Below are 14,942 nucleotides of genomic sequence, written 5' to 3'. Positions count from 1 at the left end.
GCCTCCGAAAGCGACAGAGTCCAGAGCGGGTTGAGGGCAACAGGGGATTTTATGGGTGATGATGATATCCGGGACGTCCCGGGAATTCGCGCAACCGATGAGGATCGGGTAACCGCGCAACCGGGCGCGCGCCGCGGCAACCCAGCGGAGCCGCCAGTGGTACGGGCGGTGCGCGAACCACCGCCCCGTCGCCAGCGCAATGGCGCGCTCTGGGCGGTATGTCTGAGTCTGTTGATTGCTCTGGTCGGGCTGGGTTATTGGAGTCACCAGCAGCAGAGCCGTCTGCAGCGGCAACTGGTGGCGACCCAGGAAAGCTTTGCGCGGATCAGTGAGGAAGCGGCGGGCCGACTGCAGGATATCAGCGGCAAGGTGGTCGCGACCGAATCCAGCCTGAGCCAGAATGAGCAGAACCTGGTACAGCAACTCAACAAGCTGGAGCAGCGGGTGGAGCAACTGACGGCGACCCAGCAGACTCAGCAGGACGAACTGCAGAGCCAGCAAGACAGCTTGCAGCAGCAACAACGGAGGATGCAGGCTTTGCAACAGGCCGATGCGGCCCGAGTGGAACAGATGACGGCGCTCGACGGGCTGGCCAGCATGCTCGGTGAGCAGCTTGAACAACAGCAGCAGGCATTGACCGAGTTGGCCCAGCAGACCGAATCGGCCAATACGGCGCAGGCCGCCCTGCGCAGCGATCTGCAGCAGGCCAGCGAGCAACTGCAGGCATTGGCCCAGCTGGAGCGCCGGTTGGCGGAGCAGGATAGCGAACTGGCCCGTCAGCGCGGCGAACTGGAGGCATTGCTGCAAGCATCATCCGGGGCCAATGTCGAGCAGGAGATGCTGGTGCTGCGCAGTGAAATCGAGGAGCGGCTGGCCAGCACCGAAGAGTCACTGCGGGCGATCGACAGCTTCCGCCTGCAGACCAATCGCACCATTTCCACATTGCGCAACCAGCTCGGTAATCTGCAGCAGCAGTTGGGGCAGCGCTGATGAACTTCCTGGCTCATCTGCGCCTGGGACCGGACGATCCGCAACAGGCGCTGGGTGGGTTGCTGGGTGATTTCGTCAAGGGGCCGGTGGCTGCCATGACCCTGCCGGACCGGGTGCGCCAGGGCATCTGGTTGCATCGGCGCATCGATGCTTTCACCGATCGCCATCCGCTGGTGCTGCGCAGCAAGGCGCGGGTCAGTGGTGAGCGGCGCCGCTACGCCGGCATCATGGTCGACATGTTCTATGACCATCTGCTGGCCCGCCATTGGGCGCAATTTGCCGACCAGTCCCTGGCCATGTTCACCGCCCGCATGTACCAGCAGGCGGTGCTGGCCCAGCAGGCGCTGATGCCGGAGCGGGCACGGATTGTGCTGGTGCGCATGGCCGAGCAGGACTGGCTGGGCAGTTATGCGGAGCTGCAGAATCTGCACCAGGCATTGGACAACATGGCCCGGCGCCTGCGCCCGGAAAACCGCCTGCCAGGGGCGGTCAGCGAACTGGAGCGGGATTACTCGGATTTCGAGGCTGACTTTCTGGAGTTCATGCCCGAGGTGATTGCCTTTGCCGACGCTCAGGCGGCGGCTCTCAGCGAGTCGACCGATTGGCAGTTGCTACTGTCCTCTTCCAGCCCCAGCGCCTGAATCACTGCCTGGCGGGCGCTGCGGGCGAGCTCGTTGCGGCCCAGGGTGTGACTGTCGATCAAAGGCAGGAAGTGCACATCGACGTCGATACGCGCTGCGCCCAGCAAACGCCACAGATGGCGGGAGAATTCGTCATCATCAATGAAGGGGGCGATAGTGTCCCGTTGCCCATGATTGCGGTAAGCGAGGGCAACCGGCTGGATGGGCAGGTGTTGTTCGATGGCACAACCGAACAGGCGACCATGGAAGGTGCGCACCCGGTCACCCGCCGTGGTAGTGCCTTCGGCGAAAATCATCAGGTTGTGGCCCCGCTGCAGGACATCGCCCAGGCGCTGATTGAGACTGGCGGCCTGGCCGCGATGGATGAAGACCGTACCCGCCCGGTCTGCCAGCCATCCCAGCAGCGGCCATTGGCGCACCTCGGCTTTGGCCAGGAAACGAACCGGCGCCCGGGCGCCGAGCAGAATGATATCCACCCAGGACACATGATTGCCGACCCATAGCGCCGTGCCAGCCGCCGGTTGCCCGTGGTAGCGAATATGCAGCGGCAACAGGCGGAGCAGACAGCGCATCCACCAGCGGGTAATAGCCTGGCGTGGTGGTTCCCGCCAGCGGCCGGGCAACAGCTGCAACAGGGCTGTCAGCAGCATACCGAGCAGCACCCACAGCGCTATCAGCGGTGCTCGCCACAGGCGGCGCCAGGTTGCCATCAACTGACCGCCTTGAAATGCCGGGCGTAGCGCGGGCACAGCTGCTCGCGTTGCAACAGAATGAACAGGTCGGCGACATTGAATGCCGGGTCCCAGCAGGGCTCGCCGCAGATTTTCGCGCCCAGGCGCATATAGGCCTTGAGCAGCGGTGGCAGCTGCGCGGTGACGTTGGCGGGCAGGTGCTGTTCGGCCAGCGGCAGGCGGGGTACGGCATTCAGCCATTCTCGGCTGAGATGACGTTCCCGCAGCCGTTGCATGATGGCATGGGCCTGAATGCCGCCATCGCCCATGCCGATGCTGGCGCAGCCCATCAGGAAGCTGTAATTGCGCTCATTCATCAGCTGCGCCAGGCCCGACCAGAGCACGGCGATGGTGCTGCCGTTACGGTAGTCGGCATGCACGCAGGTGCGACCGATTTCCAGGATCGGCCCGCGCAGGTACTCCAGCCCCACCAGGTGAAACTCACCCTCGCTGTAGAAACCGCCGGCCCGGGAGGCGCCGTGGCTGTCAAGCAAGCGGGTAGTGGCCACCACCTGGCCGCTGCTGCGCTCGCGCACCAGCAGGTGCTCGCAGTGACTGTCAAAGGCATCATGATCCAGCCCGGGCACCGAGCTCTCCAGTCTGGCGCCACATTCCTCGCTGAAGATGGCGTAGCGTAGCGCCTGCGCCTCCCTGATCGCGGCGGGCTCGGTGGTCAGCTCGACTACCAATGGGGTCTGATTGATCTGATCTGTTGCCTGTGCCATACCCATCATCGTTACCTCCAGCGCAGCATCCATTTCGTGCCACCATGCTGATCAATAGCCATGTCACGAAAGTGACTGGTTGATGTCGGTTGGGTGACACTGCAGGGAGTTTGATCCAGATCAGCACGAGGCTGGCGCGCGTCGCCTATAAAGACGGCCCGCAAGATTCAAGACAAGGAGTTGAAATGTCGAGTACCCCCAGGGTGCTGTTCGATAACGGCGTACACAAGGTGCTGTGTTTCGATCAATTGGTGACCGGCGATGGCGTGCAGTCCAACCAGTTCCTGATCATCGATCATGATCAGCATGCATTGCTCGATCCGGGCGGTGACCTGACCTATATGCCACTGTCCCTGGCGCTGAGCCGGCATATCGTGGTGCGCGACCTGACTTACGTGTTCGCCTCGCACCAGGACCCGGACATTATCGCTTCGTTGGACAAGTGGTTTCTCCATACCGGCTGCAAGGTCGTCTGTTCCAAATTGTGGGCACGCTTTCTGCCGCACCTGTCCGCGGCCTTTTTGGCTAAAGCGTCGGGCATGAGTACCACGGAACGCATGATCGCAGTGCCCGACCGGGGGCAGAATATTCCCCTGGGCCAATGTGTGATCAAGGCGCTGCCCGCGCACTTTCTGCATTCGGTGGGTAACCTGCAGTTCTATGACCCGGTCAGTGGCATCCTGTTTTCCGGCGACATGGGCGCATCGCTGGTGGATGACGCGGAGCCGGTCAGCGATTTCACCGCCCACATTCCCACCATGGAAAGCTTCCATCGGCGTTACATGGCCGGCAACAAGGCTTGTCGGCTCTGGGCCAACATGATCCTGCGACTGCAGCCGCAGATGATCGTGCCGCAACATGGTCGGCCGTTTATCGGGGCTGCTATGATCAGGGAGTTTCTCGATTGGATCAGCCAGCTTGAATGTGGCATGGATCTGATGGAACAGGACGACTACCAGATACCCTGAGACCTGACGCATGGCGAACCCGATCTATCCCTGGCGTGAAGGCAATACCTTCGAACTCATGATGGATGGGGACTGCTTCTTTCCGAAGATGTTGCAGGCCATGGAGCAGGCGCGCACCAGTATCGATATTCAGCTCTACCTTGTGGAATCCGGTCACAGTACCGATAAGGTGACTGAAATACTGGTACGGGCGGCGGCGCGTGGTGTGCGGGTCCGCTGCCGCTTCGACAGTCTCGGCAGCCGCGAGTTGGCGGAAGCCGATCGCGAACGGCTGATTCAGGGTGGGGTGGAGTTGCGTTTCTATAACCCGCTCAACCTGCTGGGTGGTCGATCCAATTTGCACCGTGATCATCGCAAGTTGCTCATCGTCGACCAGCGCATCGTGTTCATTGGTGGCGCCGGCTTTACCGATGAGTTCTGCATTCCCGATCCTGGAGGGCGCTGTCTCTGGCATGAGCAGATGCTGGAGGTAGGCGGCCCGGTGGTGGCCGACTGGCTGGAGGTATTCGAACAGCAATGGTTGGCAACCGAACGGCGCAGTGGTCGGCAACCGGCGCGCCTGCGCCGTGTACGCCTGCCGCCGCACCCGCCGACAGGGCAGGGGTGGGCGCGGGTGTCGCTGACCGACGGCCGCACCCACCGAGAGCTGGTGCAGGCGCTGCTGGCCAGTATCGCCCGGGCGCAGCGGCAGGTATGGCTGGCCACTCCGTATTTCGCGCCGACCCGGCGTATTCGCCGGGCCTTGATGGACGCTGCCCGACGGGGCGTGGATGTGCGTTTGCTGTTGTGCGGCGAAGTCACTGACCACCCGGCGGTGCGCTACGCCGGCCAGCGTTATTACAAGCGGCTGTTGGCTGCGGGTATCCGCATCTTTGAATATCAGCCGCGGTTTCTGCATCTCAAGACCGTGTTGGTGGACGATTGGGTCAGCCTGGGTTCGTCGAACTTTGATCACTGGACGCTGCACTGGAACCTGGAAGCCAACCAGAACATCGTCGACAGCGGCATGACTCGAGCGGTGGAAGAAAGCTTCGCCGTCGATTTCGCCGAATCGCGAGAGTGGACCCTGGCCGACTGGCAGGCGCTGCCGTGGTATCACCGATTGAAGATCCGGCTGTGGGGCACTATCAACCGCGCGGTGGCATCCGGGCTGGATGTCAGGCGCTAAATCGGTGGGCGTCAGGCATAGGCGTCCTGGTGCGTCTGTGAGCAGTTGCGACCGCCGGCTTTGGCCCGATAGAGTGCTTCGTCGGCCTGGCTGATCCGCAGTTCGAGACTGTCTTCAGGTTGAATCAGGCAGAGCCCGGCAGACAAGGTGCAATACACTTCATCAGGCAGGGAAGGAAAAGAGGTGCGCGCCAGGTTCAGACGGATGCGCTCCACGCAATGCTGCAGGGACGACAGATCGCAGTTGCTCAACAGCAGTACGAACTCCTCGCCACCAAAACGTGCCACCATATCTTCGCCCCGCAGATTGGCCCGGGCGATCCGGGCAAAGCCCTGAAGCACCTCATCCCCGGCTGAGTGGCCATACAGATCATTGATACGCTTGAAATGATCCAGATCGATCAATGCCAGCCCGAGCGTCTGGCCGTCGCGCTGCAACGTCATGCGGCGCTGCGCCTCGTCAAGAAAATGCCGGCGGTTGGGCAGGCCGGTGAGCACGTCGGTGGTCGCCAGGTTCTGTAGTTCGTCCATCATGCTGCGCAGCGATTGCTGGTGTTGCTGCAGGGTGCTGTGGCGGCGCTGCAAACGCTCGCCCAGCTCCCGGATGTAACTACCGAGAATGGTCAGCCACAACATGAAGCAGGCCAGCACGAACCATTCGAGCAGAGCAATGGACAGCGTCTGCGGATAGATATCCAACTGCTGGTTGAGAATGATCAGGCCGCCATAGCAGGCCAGGGCGAACGCCGCGTGGGCCAGATAGGCAATGCGTGACAGCTGAAACACGCCGAACAGCAGGATCAGGCAATAAGCGGCCAATATGATGCCGCGGATCGGACCGACCATCGCCAGCAGGTAGGTCTGCAGCAGCAAGGCGACGATGATCTGCGGACTGGTCAGGCTGGGGTCCTTGAAGCGCAGGTTGAAGTTTGTGCGGAACATGACGAAGAAGACCGCCTGGGTAGCTACGCCGAATCCATAATGACTCAGGGCCATGCCCAGACTGCCAATATAGGCACCGGTGGCCCAGGTCACTGCGATCACGACATAGGTGATGCCATAAACCCACTGGGCCAGAAAGAAGCGCTGCAGGCGGAGCGCCTGGTCCCGGGCCTGACGGTCAAATTCCCTTTCAATCATTGCGTCTTCTTGTATGGTGGCTTACTGATATCACTTTAGCGGCCCCCGCATCGTTTGCCTAGGGCTTGCTCCTGTTATAGCGCAAAGCTATCAGCTGAACGGCTGACCCGGATTCGCAAGCTCGGGTATACTTTGTCGCCTGCTTTCACTCAGCCGGGGGTTGTCGGCCCGGCCCAAGCATTCCGTGAATCTGGTCGCACTGCCTCGATTGGCACGTCTGCGGCCAGCAAGCCTATAGAGGAGCCTGTCCGAGAATGGCCGTAATCAAGCAAGATGATCTGATCCAGAGCGTTGCCGATGCGCTGCAATACATCTCCTATTACCACCCCGTAGACTTCATCCAGGCCGTACACGAAGCCTACCAGCGTGAAGAGTCTCCGGCGGCGCGCGATGCCATGGCGCAGATCCTGATCAACTCGCGCATGTGCGCCACCGGCCATCGGCCGATCTGCCAGGACACCGGCATCGTGACCGTGTTCGTCAAGGTGGGCATGAACGTCCGTTGGGACGGTGCCACCATGGGTATCGATGACATGATCAACGAAGGCGTGCGGCGTGCCTATCAGCTGCCGGAAAACGTGCTGCGTGCCTCGATTCTCGCCGACCCGGCGGGCAAACGCACCAACACCAAGGACAATACGCCGGCGGTAATCCACTATCAACTGGTACCCGGCGATACCGTCGAATTCCATGTTGCGGCCAAGGGCGGCGGCTCCGAGAACAAGTCGAAGATGGTCATGCTCAACCCCTCCGACTCGATCGTTGATTGGGTCGTCAACACGGTACCGACCATGGGCGCCGGCTGGTGCCCGCCAGGTATGCTCGGCATCGGTATTGGCGGTACTGCGGAAAAAGCTGCGGTGCTGGCCAAGGAATCATTGATGGACCCGATCGATATTCACGAGCTGCGCAAGCGTGGCCCGCAGAATCGCGTCGAGGAGCTGCGCCTGGAAATCATGGACAAGGTCAACGCGCTGGGCATCGGTGCCCAGGGCCTCGGCGGCCTGACCACGGTGCTGGACATCAAGATCATGGATTATCCAACGCATGCTGCCAGCCTGCCGGTGTGCATGATCCCCAACTGTGCTGCCACCCGCCATGCGCATTTCGTGCTGGACGGCAGCGGTCCGGCCGAACTCGCGCCGCCGCCCATGGACGCCTACCCGGACATCACCTGGGAAGTGGGCACCGGCGTACGCCGCGCCAATCTGGACACCCTGACCCCGGAAGAAGTACAGACCTGGAAGACCGGTGAAACCGTGCTGCTGTCGGGCAAGATGCTGACCGGTCGCGATGCCGCACACAAGCGCATGGTCGACATGCTGAACAAGGGCGAAGAGCTGCCGGTAGATCTGAAGGGCCGCTTTATCTACTACGTCGGTCCGGTAGACCCGGTACGTGATGAGGTCGTTGGACCGGCTGGCCCGACCACCGCAACGCGCATGGACAAGTTCACCCGCCAGATCCTGGAGCAGACCGGTCTGCTGGGCATGATCGGCAAGTCCGAGCGTGGCCCCATCGCCATCGAGGCGATCAGGGACAACAAGGCGGTGTATCTGATGGCCGTCGGTGGCGCTGCCTACCTGGTCTCCCAGGCGGTCAAGAAAGCCAAGGTGCTGGCCTTCCCGGAGCTGGGCATGGAAGCGATCTACGAGTTCGACGTGCAGGACATGCCGGTCACCGTAGCGGTGGACAGCAGCGGTGAGTCAGTGCATATCACCGGCCCGCAGATCTGGAAGCAGAAGATCGCCGACAGCCTGGCGGTGGAAGTGCAGTAAGCATCAGAAGTAAGTATGGTCTGCCCCCTGTGGGGCAGGCCAGTTGTAGGAGCGGCCTTGGCCGCCCCCACAGAAATCATGCCGAGAGCGCTCTGCTCTCAGCTGAAACAGCTCGTCATCAGACGAGCTGTTCTCCCACATGCAGCAGCTTCATCGAGTTGGTGCCACCGCGCGAGTTGTAGACGTCGCCCTTGGTCAGTACTACCCAATCCCCCGGTTTGACATGTCCCAGCTCCAGCAACTTGTTCACCGCATGCTGATTCACTTCAGTGGCCGGGACTTCGGCCGGGTTGAAGGCAATACTCTGCACGCCGCGCATTAGTGCCACCCGCCCCAGGGTCTGGGCGTGGGGTGACAGAGCGTAGATCGGCAGGTGCGAGCGGATCCGCGACATGATCAGCGGGGTATAGCCGCTGTCGGTCAGGGTGATCACCGCAGTGACCGCCGGGAAGTGGTTGGCTGCGTACATTGCGGCCAGGGCAATGGTTTCGTCGCAGCGGTCGAATTCCATATGCAGACGGTGACCCGACAGCTGGTTGGTCGGATTCTTCTCCGCGCCGCGGCAGATACGATCCATGGCTGCGACCGTTTCCACCGGGAAGTCGCCGGCGGCGGTCTCGCCCGACAGCATCACTGCATCGGTGTAATCCAGTGCGGCGTTGGCCACGTCGGAGACTTCCGCACGGGTCGGTAGCGGGCTGCTGATCATCGATTCCATCATCTGGGTGGCGGTGATCACGGTCTTGTTCTTGCGCCGGGCACGGGCAATGATGATCTTCTGGATACCCACCAGCTCAGCATCACCGATCTCCACACCCAGGTCACCACGGGCGACCATCACACTGTCACTGGCGTCGATCAGGCCATCCAGCGCGGCTTCGTCAGCCACCGCTTCGGCGCGTTCGATCTTGGCCACCAGCCAGGCATGGGAGCCCGCGTCGGTCAGCAATGCACGGGCCTGATCCATGTCCTTGGCATCACGGGGGAAGGAGACGGCGACGTATTCCATCTGCAGCTCGGCGGCCAGCACGATGTCGGCGCGGTCCTTGTCGGTGAGCGCGGCGGCGGACAGGCCACCACCGCGGCGGTTGATGCCCTTGTGGTTGGACAGGGCGCCACCAGCGGTCACGGTGCACTGGGCCTCGTCCGCGGTAATGCTATCCACCTGCAGAACGATACGGCCATCATCGAGCAGCAACTCGTCCCCGGCGCGGCAATCCGACACCAGTTGGGGGTAGTCGATGCCCACCACGTCCTGGTTGCCCTCATCCAGCGGATGGCTGGTGGACAGGCGGAACTTGTCGCCGACGTTCAGGTGAATCTTGCCGTCCTTGAAACGGGCAATCCGAATCTTCGGTCCCTGCAGGTCGCCCAGCAAAGCAACGTGGGTGCCCTGTTGCGCGGCGATATCGCGTACCAGTTGCGCCCGGGCGCGGTGCTCGTCATGGGTGCCGTGGGAGAAGTTCAGGCGGGCGACGTTCATGCCGGCCTTGATCAGGGCTTCGATACGTTCCGGAGTGCTGCTGGCAGGTCCGAGGGTGGCGACAATCTTGGTACGGCGCAGGGTCATGAATGTTTTCCCTTCAGTTACATTTCAGTGGCTTACAATAGATCATACGCTCTATGTATGACAGGCAGAAGCCGCTATGACACTGGTCTGACAGGAGAAATGCATGCACCCGCGAGTTATCGAGGTTACCGAGCAGCTGGTTGAACGCAGTCGGCTGTCTAGGACGGCCTATCTGCAGCAGATGGCTACTGCGGCAGCCCGACCCCGCGGGCGCCGTGATCTGTCCTGCAGCAACTTCGCCCACGGTATGGCCGGGTGTCCGGCGGGGGACAAGGACCGCCTGCGGATGGTCGACGAGGTCAATATCGGCATGGTAACGGCCTATAACGACATGCTCTCCGCCCACCAGCCCTATGAGACTTTTCCTGCGCAGATCCGCGCCGCGCTGCGCGCCTTCGGCGCCACCGGACAGGTCGCTGGTGGGGTGCCGGCCATGTGTGACGGCATCACCCAGGGCGAGCCGGGGATGGAGTTGTCTCTGGTCAGCCGCGATGTGATCGCCATGGGCACGGCTATCGCCCTGTCGCACAACATGTTCGATGCCGCCTTGTGCCTGGGCATCTGCGACAAGATAGTGCCGGGGCTGTTGATGGGCGCGCTGCGCTTTGGTCATCTGCCGATCCTGTTCGTACCCGCCGGGCCGATGCCTTCCGGGCTGCCCAACAGCGAGAAGGCCAAGGTGCGACAGCGCTATGCCGAAGGGCTGGCGACTCGCGAAGAGTTGCTGGACGCGGAAAGCAAGGCTTACCACGCGCCCGGCACCTGCACCTTCTACGGCACCGCCAATACTAATCAGATGCTGCTGGAGGCCATGGGGTTGCAGCTACCGGGCGCGTCCTTCATCAATCCCGGCACGCCGCTGCGCGACGCCCTGACGGTTCATGTGGCGGAGCAGGCGGCCCGGCTGGCGCGGGCGGGCGAGGGCAGCATGGCCTCGATTCTGGATGAGCGCGCGCTGGTCAACGCGTTGGTCATGCTGCTGGCCACCGGCGGTTCGACCAACCTGACGCTGCATCTGATTGCCATCGGCCAGTGCGCCGGGCTGCAGCTGAACTGGACCGACATGGCGCTGCTGTCGGAAGTCGTACCGACCCTGGCGCGTATTTACCCCAACGGCCAAGCCGATGTTAACCACTTCCAGGCCGCTGGTGGCAGCGCCTACCTGTTTGCCCAACTGCTCGACGGCGGCTTGCTGCATGCCGATGTAAATACTATTGCCGGCCCGGGACTGCAGCGCTATACCCGCGAGCCGGTATTGACGGACGGGCGCCTGAGCTGGCGCGACGGCCCAGCAGCCAGCCTGGATGAAAGTGTCTTGCGCAGCCGCCAGACGCCGTTCAGCGCTGACGGCGGTCTGCGACTGCTGGAAGGTAATCTGGGGCGCAGCGTGATCAAAGTCTCCGCAGTGCAACCCGAGTATTGGCGGGTCAGTGCATCGTGCCGGATCTTCGATAGCCAGGAGGCTTTCGTCGACGCTTTTCAGCGGGATGAATTCCAGAGTGATGTGATCGTGGTCGCACGTTTCCAGGGGCCGGCGGCCAATGGCATGCCGGAGCTGCACAAGCTCACGCCCTATCTGGGAGTGTTGCAGGATCGCGGCCTGCAGGTGGCGCTGGTGACCGACGGGCGTATGTCTGGTGCATCCGGCAAGGTGCCGGCGGCGATTCACCTGACGCCCGAGGCCCATAACGGTGGACCTATCGCCTACCTGCGCGACGGTGATCTGCTGGAACTTGATGCCGTCAATGGGACCCTACAAGTACAGGTTGATCAAGCCGAATGGCAGGCCCGTACGCCGGCCGTGCATGCCGAGCCGGTCCGCCGCGGCTGGGGCCGAGAGCTCTTTGCCTTCGCCCGCACAACTGCCAGCGCGGCAGAGCAGGGGGCGAGCTGCTTTACTGACAGTCTGATTCAGGCTGATGGAGGTGCAACATGACCGCAGAACAACAGGCAGTATCACGGAGCCTCGATTGGCACGCTGCCGATGGGCCCGAGCAGCAGGCCGAGGCGGTCGCCAAGCGCATCCTGGCGTTGTTAGGCGACGCCATTGAGCAGCGCGGGCAAGCCAGTCTGGCGCTGTCCGGCGGGCGTGGCCCGGAGCGCTTTCTGCGGCGCCTGGAGCAGGCCGATTTCGATTGGGAAAAGGTTACCATCACGCAGGTCGATGAGCGCTGGGTGCCCGCGGAACATGAACAGAGCAATGCGGGTCTGATCCAGCGCTGCATGCCACAGGTATTGCAGCGGGCCACCTGGCTGCCGACGTATCAGGGACAATCACTGCAAAGCGATGCGCAGTACTGTCACAATATGCTCGTTAACCTGCTGCCGCTGGATGTGATCGTGCTGGGCATGGGCCCGGACGGGCATACCGCCTCACTTTTTCCGCATATGCCAAAGCTGGGTGATTATCTGTCTGAACAGCACCCGGAGTTATGCATTGCCGTGCCGGAGGCGGGTGAACGCCTGCCGCGCCTGAGCATGACGGCGGCGGTTATCAACCGTGCGCGCAACAAGATGCTGGTGGTCAGTGGCGAGGATAAGCATCAGCAATTGGCTAGCGCGCTGGGCGCGGCAAACCCGTTGGCGCTACCGATCGCTGCCTTCCTGTCGCCACCCATGGATATTTTCTACAGCCCCTGAGGCTTCCGGAACCTTGAATGAGATTGACTGAAAACACTCAAACCCTTGAGCGGATCTTTACCGGACAACGCATCCTGCCGGTACTCAGCATCCAGCGCGAGGAGGATGTATTGCCGCTGGCTGATGCCCTTGCCGCCGGTGGCGTGACCAACCTTGAAATCACCCTGCGTACGCCCCTGGCGCTGGCCGCCATTCGCCTGCTCACGGCGCAGCGTCCGGAGTTATGCGTGGGCGCCGGTACCGTACTGGATGGGCGGCAGTTCCAGTCGGTGCTGGATGCGGGAGCGCAGTTTGTGGTCAGCCCAGGGTCGACACAGGAGCTGCTGACCCTGGGGCTCGACAGCCCCGTGCCGCTGCTGCCGGGCATTGCCACCGCGTCGGAAATCATGATGGGATACCGCCTGGGTTATCGCCATTTCAAGGTGTTTCCGGCGGCAGTCTGTGGCGGCGTCGCGTTATTGCGCGCCTTCGCCGGCCCCTTCCACGATGTGCAATTCTGCCCCACCGGCGGCATCACCCCGGCAACCCTGCCGGACTATCTGGCGTTGGGCAATGTCATGGCCACCGGCGGCACCTGGATGGCACCCGCGGAGATGGTGAAGGCGGGGGATTGGGATGGGATTACGCGATTGTGCAGGGAGTTTACCGGGGTTGCTTGAGGGGAGGTAATGAAGAGGCTGAGCGGGAAGCGTTGATCAGAGAGGATTCATGAGTTCGCGCATTCGGGTACCGCCTACAGCGGACACGCAGCAAGTACGTCCCTGTATGCTCGCGGTTGCCATCCCTGGCAACCGACGGTCCGCTGTAGGCGGTACCCGAACGCGCCTGCGAGTTTTTGCAATGATCAACGCTTCCCAGGCACCGAGTTCAAACCGGCTTTGACGGATCCACAAAACCATTCGGCTTGACGATCAGTACATCGCAGGGCACCTCATCCAACAACCGCTCGGCGGTATGCCCGACCAATGCGCTCTCTATGCGTGAACGGGAAATGGCACCCATCACCAGGAGGTCGATAGCCTGCTGAGCGATGAAGTCCGGGATCGCCTGTTCTGGATAGCCCCGCAGCAGATGCTGTTCGTTCTCACCCATGCCCGTCTGGGCGGAAAATTCGCGGAAGGCTTCCATATGGTGCTGTTGCACCTGAGTGGCGTAACCGTCGTAATCCGCGACCAACCCGGTATCGAACGCCAGGGTGTGAGGCAAGGGGTTATAACAATGGATAGCGTGTACCTGGGCGCCCGTATTCGCCGCCAGCGCCCGGCCCGTGGTCAGTAGCTTGTAATCAAGGGCGGCGGGCTTGTCGGCTTCATGCAGAGGATCGACACTGACACCAATGGCTTTCAGTCCGTTTTCCGGCTGCTTCACCAGCCACAGCGGCGCCGGGCAATGGCGGATCAGATACCAGTCGGCATTGGTCAATACCAGACGCTTGAGGAGATTGTGGTGATGGGTCGTCTTGAGCACCAGGTCCGGCTGTTGTTCGTGAATGGCGCGCAGAATGTGCCTTTCATAGCGCTTACCCCAGACCACTGTGGTGTTGACGGTACAGCCCTTGTTACGCAGGGGCTCGGCTAGCCGGGCGAGACTCTGCTCCCGGTGGCCGAGCAACGTACTGCGCGCTTTGGCCAGGGCATCGGTATCGAACAGCATGCCGCCATTCAGCGCGGGAATGTAATCACTCATGAACAGGGTGAAGCGGACCGCGGGATAGTATTCGGCCAACTGCTCGGCCCGTCGCAGACAGGGTTGGTCTGTATCACTGGTCGGGTCGATGACTACCAATATGTGCTGAATATTCATGTTGCGCACCCCTGTTGATTCTGGTGGGTTCAGCCTAAGCCACTCTTAGCAGTATAGTGCTGATTCAGATCAATCCTCCGCCGGACAGCCATGGCGTTTTCAGCCGGTGCTTGGCCTACGGTCGCGGCTGGTCTATTCTGTACTCACCTTTCCCAGGAACGAGCCGGCGCAGGAAGCCACATGACGCGCTCAACTATTCTGAACTCAGCTTTACTCTCTTCGAAATGCCTGCTCGAGCGGATATTCATCGTCCGGTTGTTGCGTGATTGGCTGCACTTCCAGTGGTCGAAGTGCATACGGGAACGCTGCAAGAGCACCAATGGGCTGAAGAACCCATTCTTGGGCTGATCAAGAACAGGAGCATTATTGACTATGCAGGGTATGTTTCAGCACGGAGCGTTGCCTGATTCATCCGACCGGTTCAACCATCGGATTGCACGGCATCAGCTGCCTGCTTATCTGAGCGTGTATAACAGCCATACCGGGAATTTCATGGGCTCGATGGGCAATCTGTCATGTAATGGCTTCATGTTGATCAGCCCCTTGCCGGTTATGCTGGGGGTGCAATATGACATGGAGCTGCATCTGCCTTCTGTCACCGGGGAAGGGCTGCAACGAGAGAGATTCCGCGCCATCAGCCGTTGGTGTCGGCCGGACCTGACGCCGGGTCACCATGATGCCGGATTCAGCATTGTTGACAACCTGCCTCTGTTCACCAGCCTGGCTGGCGCGCTGCAGCATTATTTCACGTTCATGCACGCCGAAGATGCCTGACCCGGCGGTACAGGT

At 61.7% G+C, this 14,942-nt stretch carries 14 protein-coding genes; 9 read left to right on the top strand and 5 right to left on the bottom strand.

What is annotated here, in order from left to right; all coding sequences use genetic code 11:
• Positions 1-51: 51 nt before the first annotated feature.
• Positions 52-990, top strand: coding sequence for a coiled-coil domain-containing protein (locus BM267_RS02085; RefSeq protein WP_074778137.1), 939 nt, complete (start codon positions 52-54; stop codon positions 988-990).
• Positions 990-1,631, top strand: coding sequence for an acyl carrier protein phosphodiesterase (locus BM267_RS02080; protein ID WP_051610734.1), 642 nt, complete (start codon positions 990-992; stop codon positions 1,629-1,631). The genes BM267_RS02085 and BM267_RS02080 overlap by 1 nt, the downstream gene beginning before the upstream one ends.
• Here the strand turns inward: BM267_RS02080 and BM267_RS02075 are convergent.
• Together BM267_RS02075 and BM267_RS02070 are read right to left on the bottom strand one after the other, a co-directional pair.
• On the bottom strand, positions 1,562-2,341 hold the full coding sequence (locus BM267_RS02075; RefSeq protein WP_074778139.1) for a lysophospholipid acyltransferase family protein: 780 nt from the start codon (positions 2,339-2,341) through the stop codon (positions 1,562-1,564). The two genes, BM267_RS02080 and BM267_RS02075, sit on opposite strands and share 70 nt — an antisense overlap.
• Positions 2,341-3,096 (bottom strand): GNAT family N-acetyltransferase, encoded by a 756-nt coding sequence (locus tag BM267_RS02070; RefSeq protein WP_036990088.1) that lies wholly within the window; start codon positions 3,094-3,096, stop codon positions 2,341-2,343. The genes BM267_RS02075 and BM267_RS02070 overlap by 1 nt, the downstream gene beginning before the upstream one ends.
• Before the next feature lie 176 nt (positions 3,097-3,272).
• On the opposite strand from BM267_RS02070, the gene BM267_RS02065 reads away from it, so the two are divergent.
• The gene (locus tag BM267_RS02065) at positions 3,273-4,055 is read left to right on the top strand and encodes an oxygen-binding di-iron domain-containing protein (RefSeq protein WP_036988853.1); all 783 of its coding nucleotides are present in this window, start codon (positions 3,273-3,275) and stop codon (positions 4,053-4,055) included.
• A gap of 10 nt (positions 4,056-4,065) precedes the next feature.
• Positions 4,066-5,223 carry a phospholipase D-like domain-containing protein gene (locus tag BM267_RS02060; RefSeq protein WP_074778141.1) on the top strand — a complete coding sequence of 386 codons (1,158 nt, stop codon included), beginning with the start codon at positions 4,066-4,068 and terminating at the stop codon, positions 5,221-5,223.
• An 11-nt stretch (positions 5,224-5,234) separates the two neighbouring features.
• On the opposite strand, the gene BM267_RS02055 is transcribed toward BM267_RS02060, so the two are convergent.
• A complete protein-coding gene (locus BM267_RS02055) occupies positions 5,235-6,362 on the bottom strand; it encodes a GGDEF domain-containing protein (protein WP_074778143.1) in 1,128 nt (375 codons plus the stop codon).
• 254 nt (positions 6,363-6,616) lie between these two features.
• Here BM267_RS02055 and BM267_RS02050 point away from each other — a divergent pair, with 254 nt between their 5' ends.
• A complete protein-coding gene (locus tag BM267_RS02050) occupies positions 6,617-8,140 on the top strand; it encodes a fumarate hydratase (RefSeq protein WP_074778145.1) in 1,524 nt (507 codons plus the stop codon).
• A gap of 118 nt (positions 8,141-8,258) precedes the next feature.
• Here BM267_RS02050 and pyk read toward each other — a convergent pair whose 3' ends face one another.
• On the bottom strand, positions 8,259-9,710 hold the full coding sequence (pyk, locus tag BM267_RS02045) for a pyruvate kinase (protein ID WP_074778147.1): 1,452 nt from the start codon (positions 9,708-9,710) through the stop codon (positions 8,259-8,261).
• Positions 9,711-9,813: 103 nt separating this feature from the next.
• Between pyk and edd the strand changes: the two genes are divergently transcribed.
• The 3 genes from edd to BM267_RS02030 are packed head-to-tail and all read left to right on the top strand — an operon-like array spanning position 9,814 to position 13,009.
• Positions 9,814-11,646: a phosphogluconate dehydratase gene (edd, locus tag BM267_RS02040; protein ID WP_074778149.1), complete on the top strand. Its 1,833-nt coding sequence runs from the start codon at positions 9,814-9,816 to the stop codon at positions 11,644-11,646.
• Positions 11,643-12,350 (top strand): 6-phosphogluconolactonase, encoded by a 708-nt coding sequence (gene pgl, locus BM267_RS02035; RefSeq protein WP_074778151.1) that lies wholly within the window; start codon positions 11,643-11,645, stop codon positions 12,348-12,350. Before edd ends, pgl begins: the two co-directional genes overlap by 4 nt.
• A gap of 17 nt (positions 12,351-12,367) precedes the next feature.
• The gene (locus BM267_RS02030) at positions 12,368-13,009 is read left to right on the top strand and encodes a bifunctional 4-hydroxy-2-oxoglutarate aldolase/2-dehydro-3-deoxy-phosphogluconate aldolase (RefSeq protein ID WP_074778153.1); all 642 of its coding nucleotides are present in this window, start codon (positions 12,368-12,370) and stop codon (positions 13,007-13,009) included.
• Positions 13,010-13,217: 208 nt separating this feature from the next.
• On the opposite strand, the gene BM267_RS02025 is transcribed toward BM267_RS02030, so the two are convergent.
• Complete coding sequence (locus BM267_RS02025; RefSeq protein WP_074778156.1) at positions 13,218-14,153, bottom strand: universal stress protein; 936 nt, start codon at positions 14,151-14,153, stop codon at positions 13,218-13,220.
• Between the two features lie 372 nt (positions 14,154-14,525).
• Between BM267_RS02025 and BM267_RS02020 the strand changes: the two genes are divergently transcribed.
• A complete protein-coding gene (locus BM267_RS02020) occupies positions 14,526-14,927 on the top strand; it encodes a hypothetical protein (protein WP_083392387.1) in 402 nt (133 codons plus the stop codon).
• Positions 14,928-14,942 lie beyond the last annotated feature (15 nt).

Origin of the sequence: Halopseudomonas bauzanensis (genome assembly GCF_900114735.1) — a bacterium.
Lineage (GTDB): Bacteria > Pseudomonadota > Gammaproteobacteria > Pseudomonadales > Pseudomonadaceae > Halopseudomonas > Halopseudomonas bauzanensis.
This window is presented reverse-complemented; position numbering and strand designations above follow the sequence as displayed.

Bases quoted from the DNA above. Each gene is read 5' to 3' on its own strand.
- BM267_RS02085 (WP_074778137.1), top strand. From the start codon at position 52: ATGGGTGATGATGATATCCGGGACGTCCCGGGAATTCGCGCAACCGAT.
- BM267_RS02080 (WP_051610734.1), top strand. From the start codon at position 990: ATGAACTTCCTGGCTCATCTGCGCCTGGGACCGGACGATCCGCAACAG.
- BM267_RS02075 (WP_074778139.1), bottom strand. From the start codon at position 2,341: ATGGCAACCTGGCGCCGCCTGTGGCGAGCACCGCTGATAGCGCTGTGG.
- BM267_RS02070 (WP_036990088.1), bottom strand. From the start codon at position 3,096: ATGATGGGTATGGCACAGGCAACAGATCAGATCAATCAGACCCCATTG.
- BM267_RS02065 (WP_036988853.1), top strand. From the start codon at position 3,273: ATGTCGAGTACCCCCAGGGTGCTGTTCGATAACGGCGTACACAAGGTG.
- BM267_RS02060 (WP_074778141.1), top strand. From the start codon at position 4,066: ATGGCGAACCCGATCTATCCCTGGCGTGAAGGCAATACCTTCGAACTC.
- BM267_RS02055 (WP_074778143.1), bottom strand. From the start codon at position 6,362: ATGATTGAAAGGGAATTTGACCGTCAGGCCCGGGACCAGGCGCTCCGC.
- BM267_RS02050 (WP_074778145.1), top strand. From the start codon at position 6,617: ATGGCCGTAATCAAGCAAGATGATCTGATCCAGAGCGTTGCCGATGCG.
- pyk (WP_074778147.1), bottom strand. From the start codon at position 9,710: ATGACCCTGCGCCGTACCAAGATTGTCGCCACCCTCGGACCTGCCAGC.
- edd (WP_074778149.1), top strand. From the start codon at position 9,814: ATGCACCCGCGAGTTATCGAGGTTACCGAGCAGCTGGTTGAACGCAGT.
- pgl (WP_074778151.1), top strand. From the start codon at position 11,643: ATGACCGCAGAACAACAGGCAGTATCACGGAGCCTCGATTGGCACGCT.
- BM267_RS02030 (WP_074778153.1), top strand. From the start codon at position 12,368: ATGAGATTGACTGAAAACACTCAAACCCTTGAGCGGATCTTTACCGGA.
- BM267_RS02025 (WP_074778156.1), bottom strand. From the start codon at position 14,153: ATGAATATTCAGCACATATTGGTAGTCATCGACCCGACCAGTGATACA.
- BM267_RS02020 (WP_083392387.1), top strand. From the start codon at position 14,526: ATGCAGGGTATGTTTCAGCACGGAGCGTTGCCTGATTCATCCGACCGG.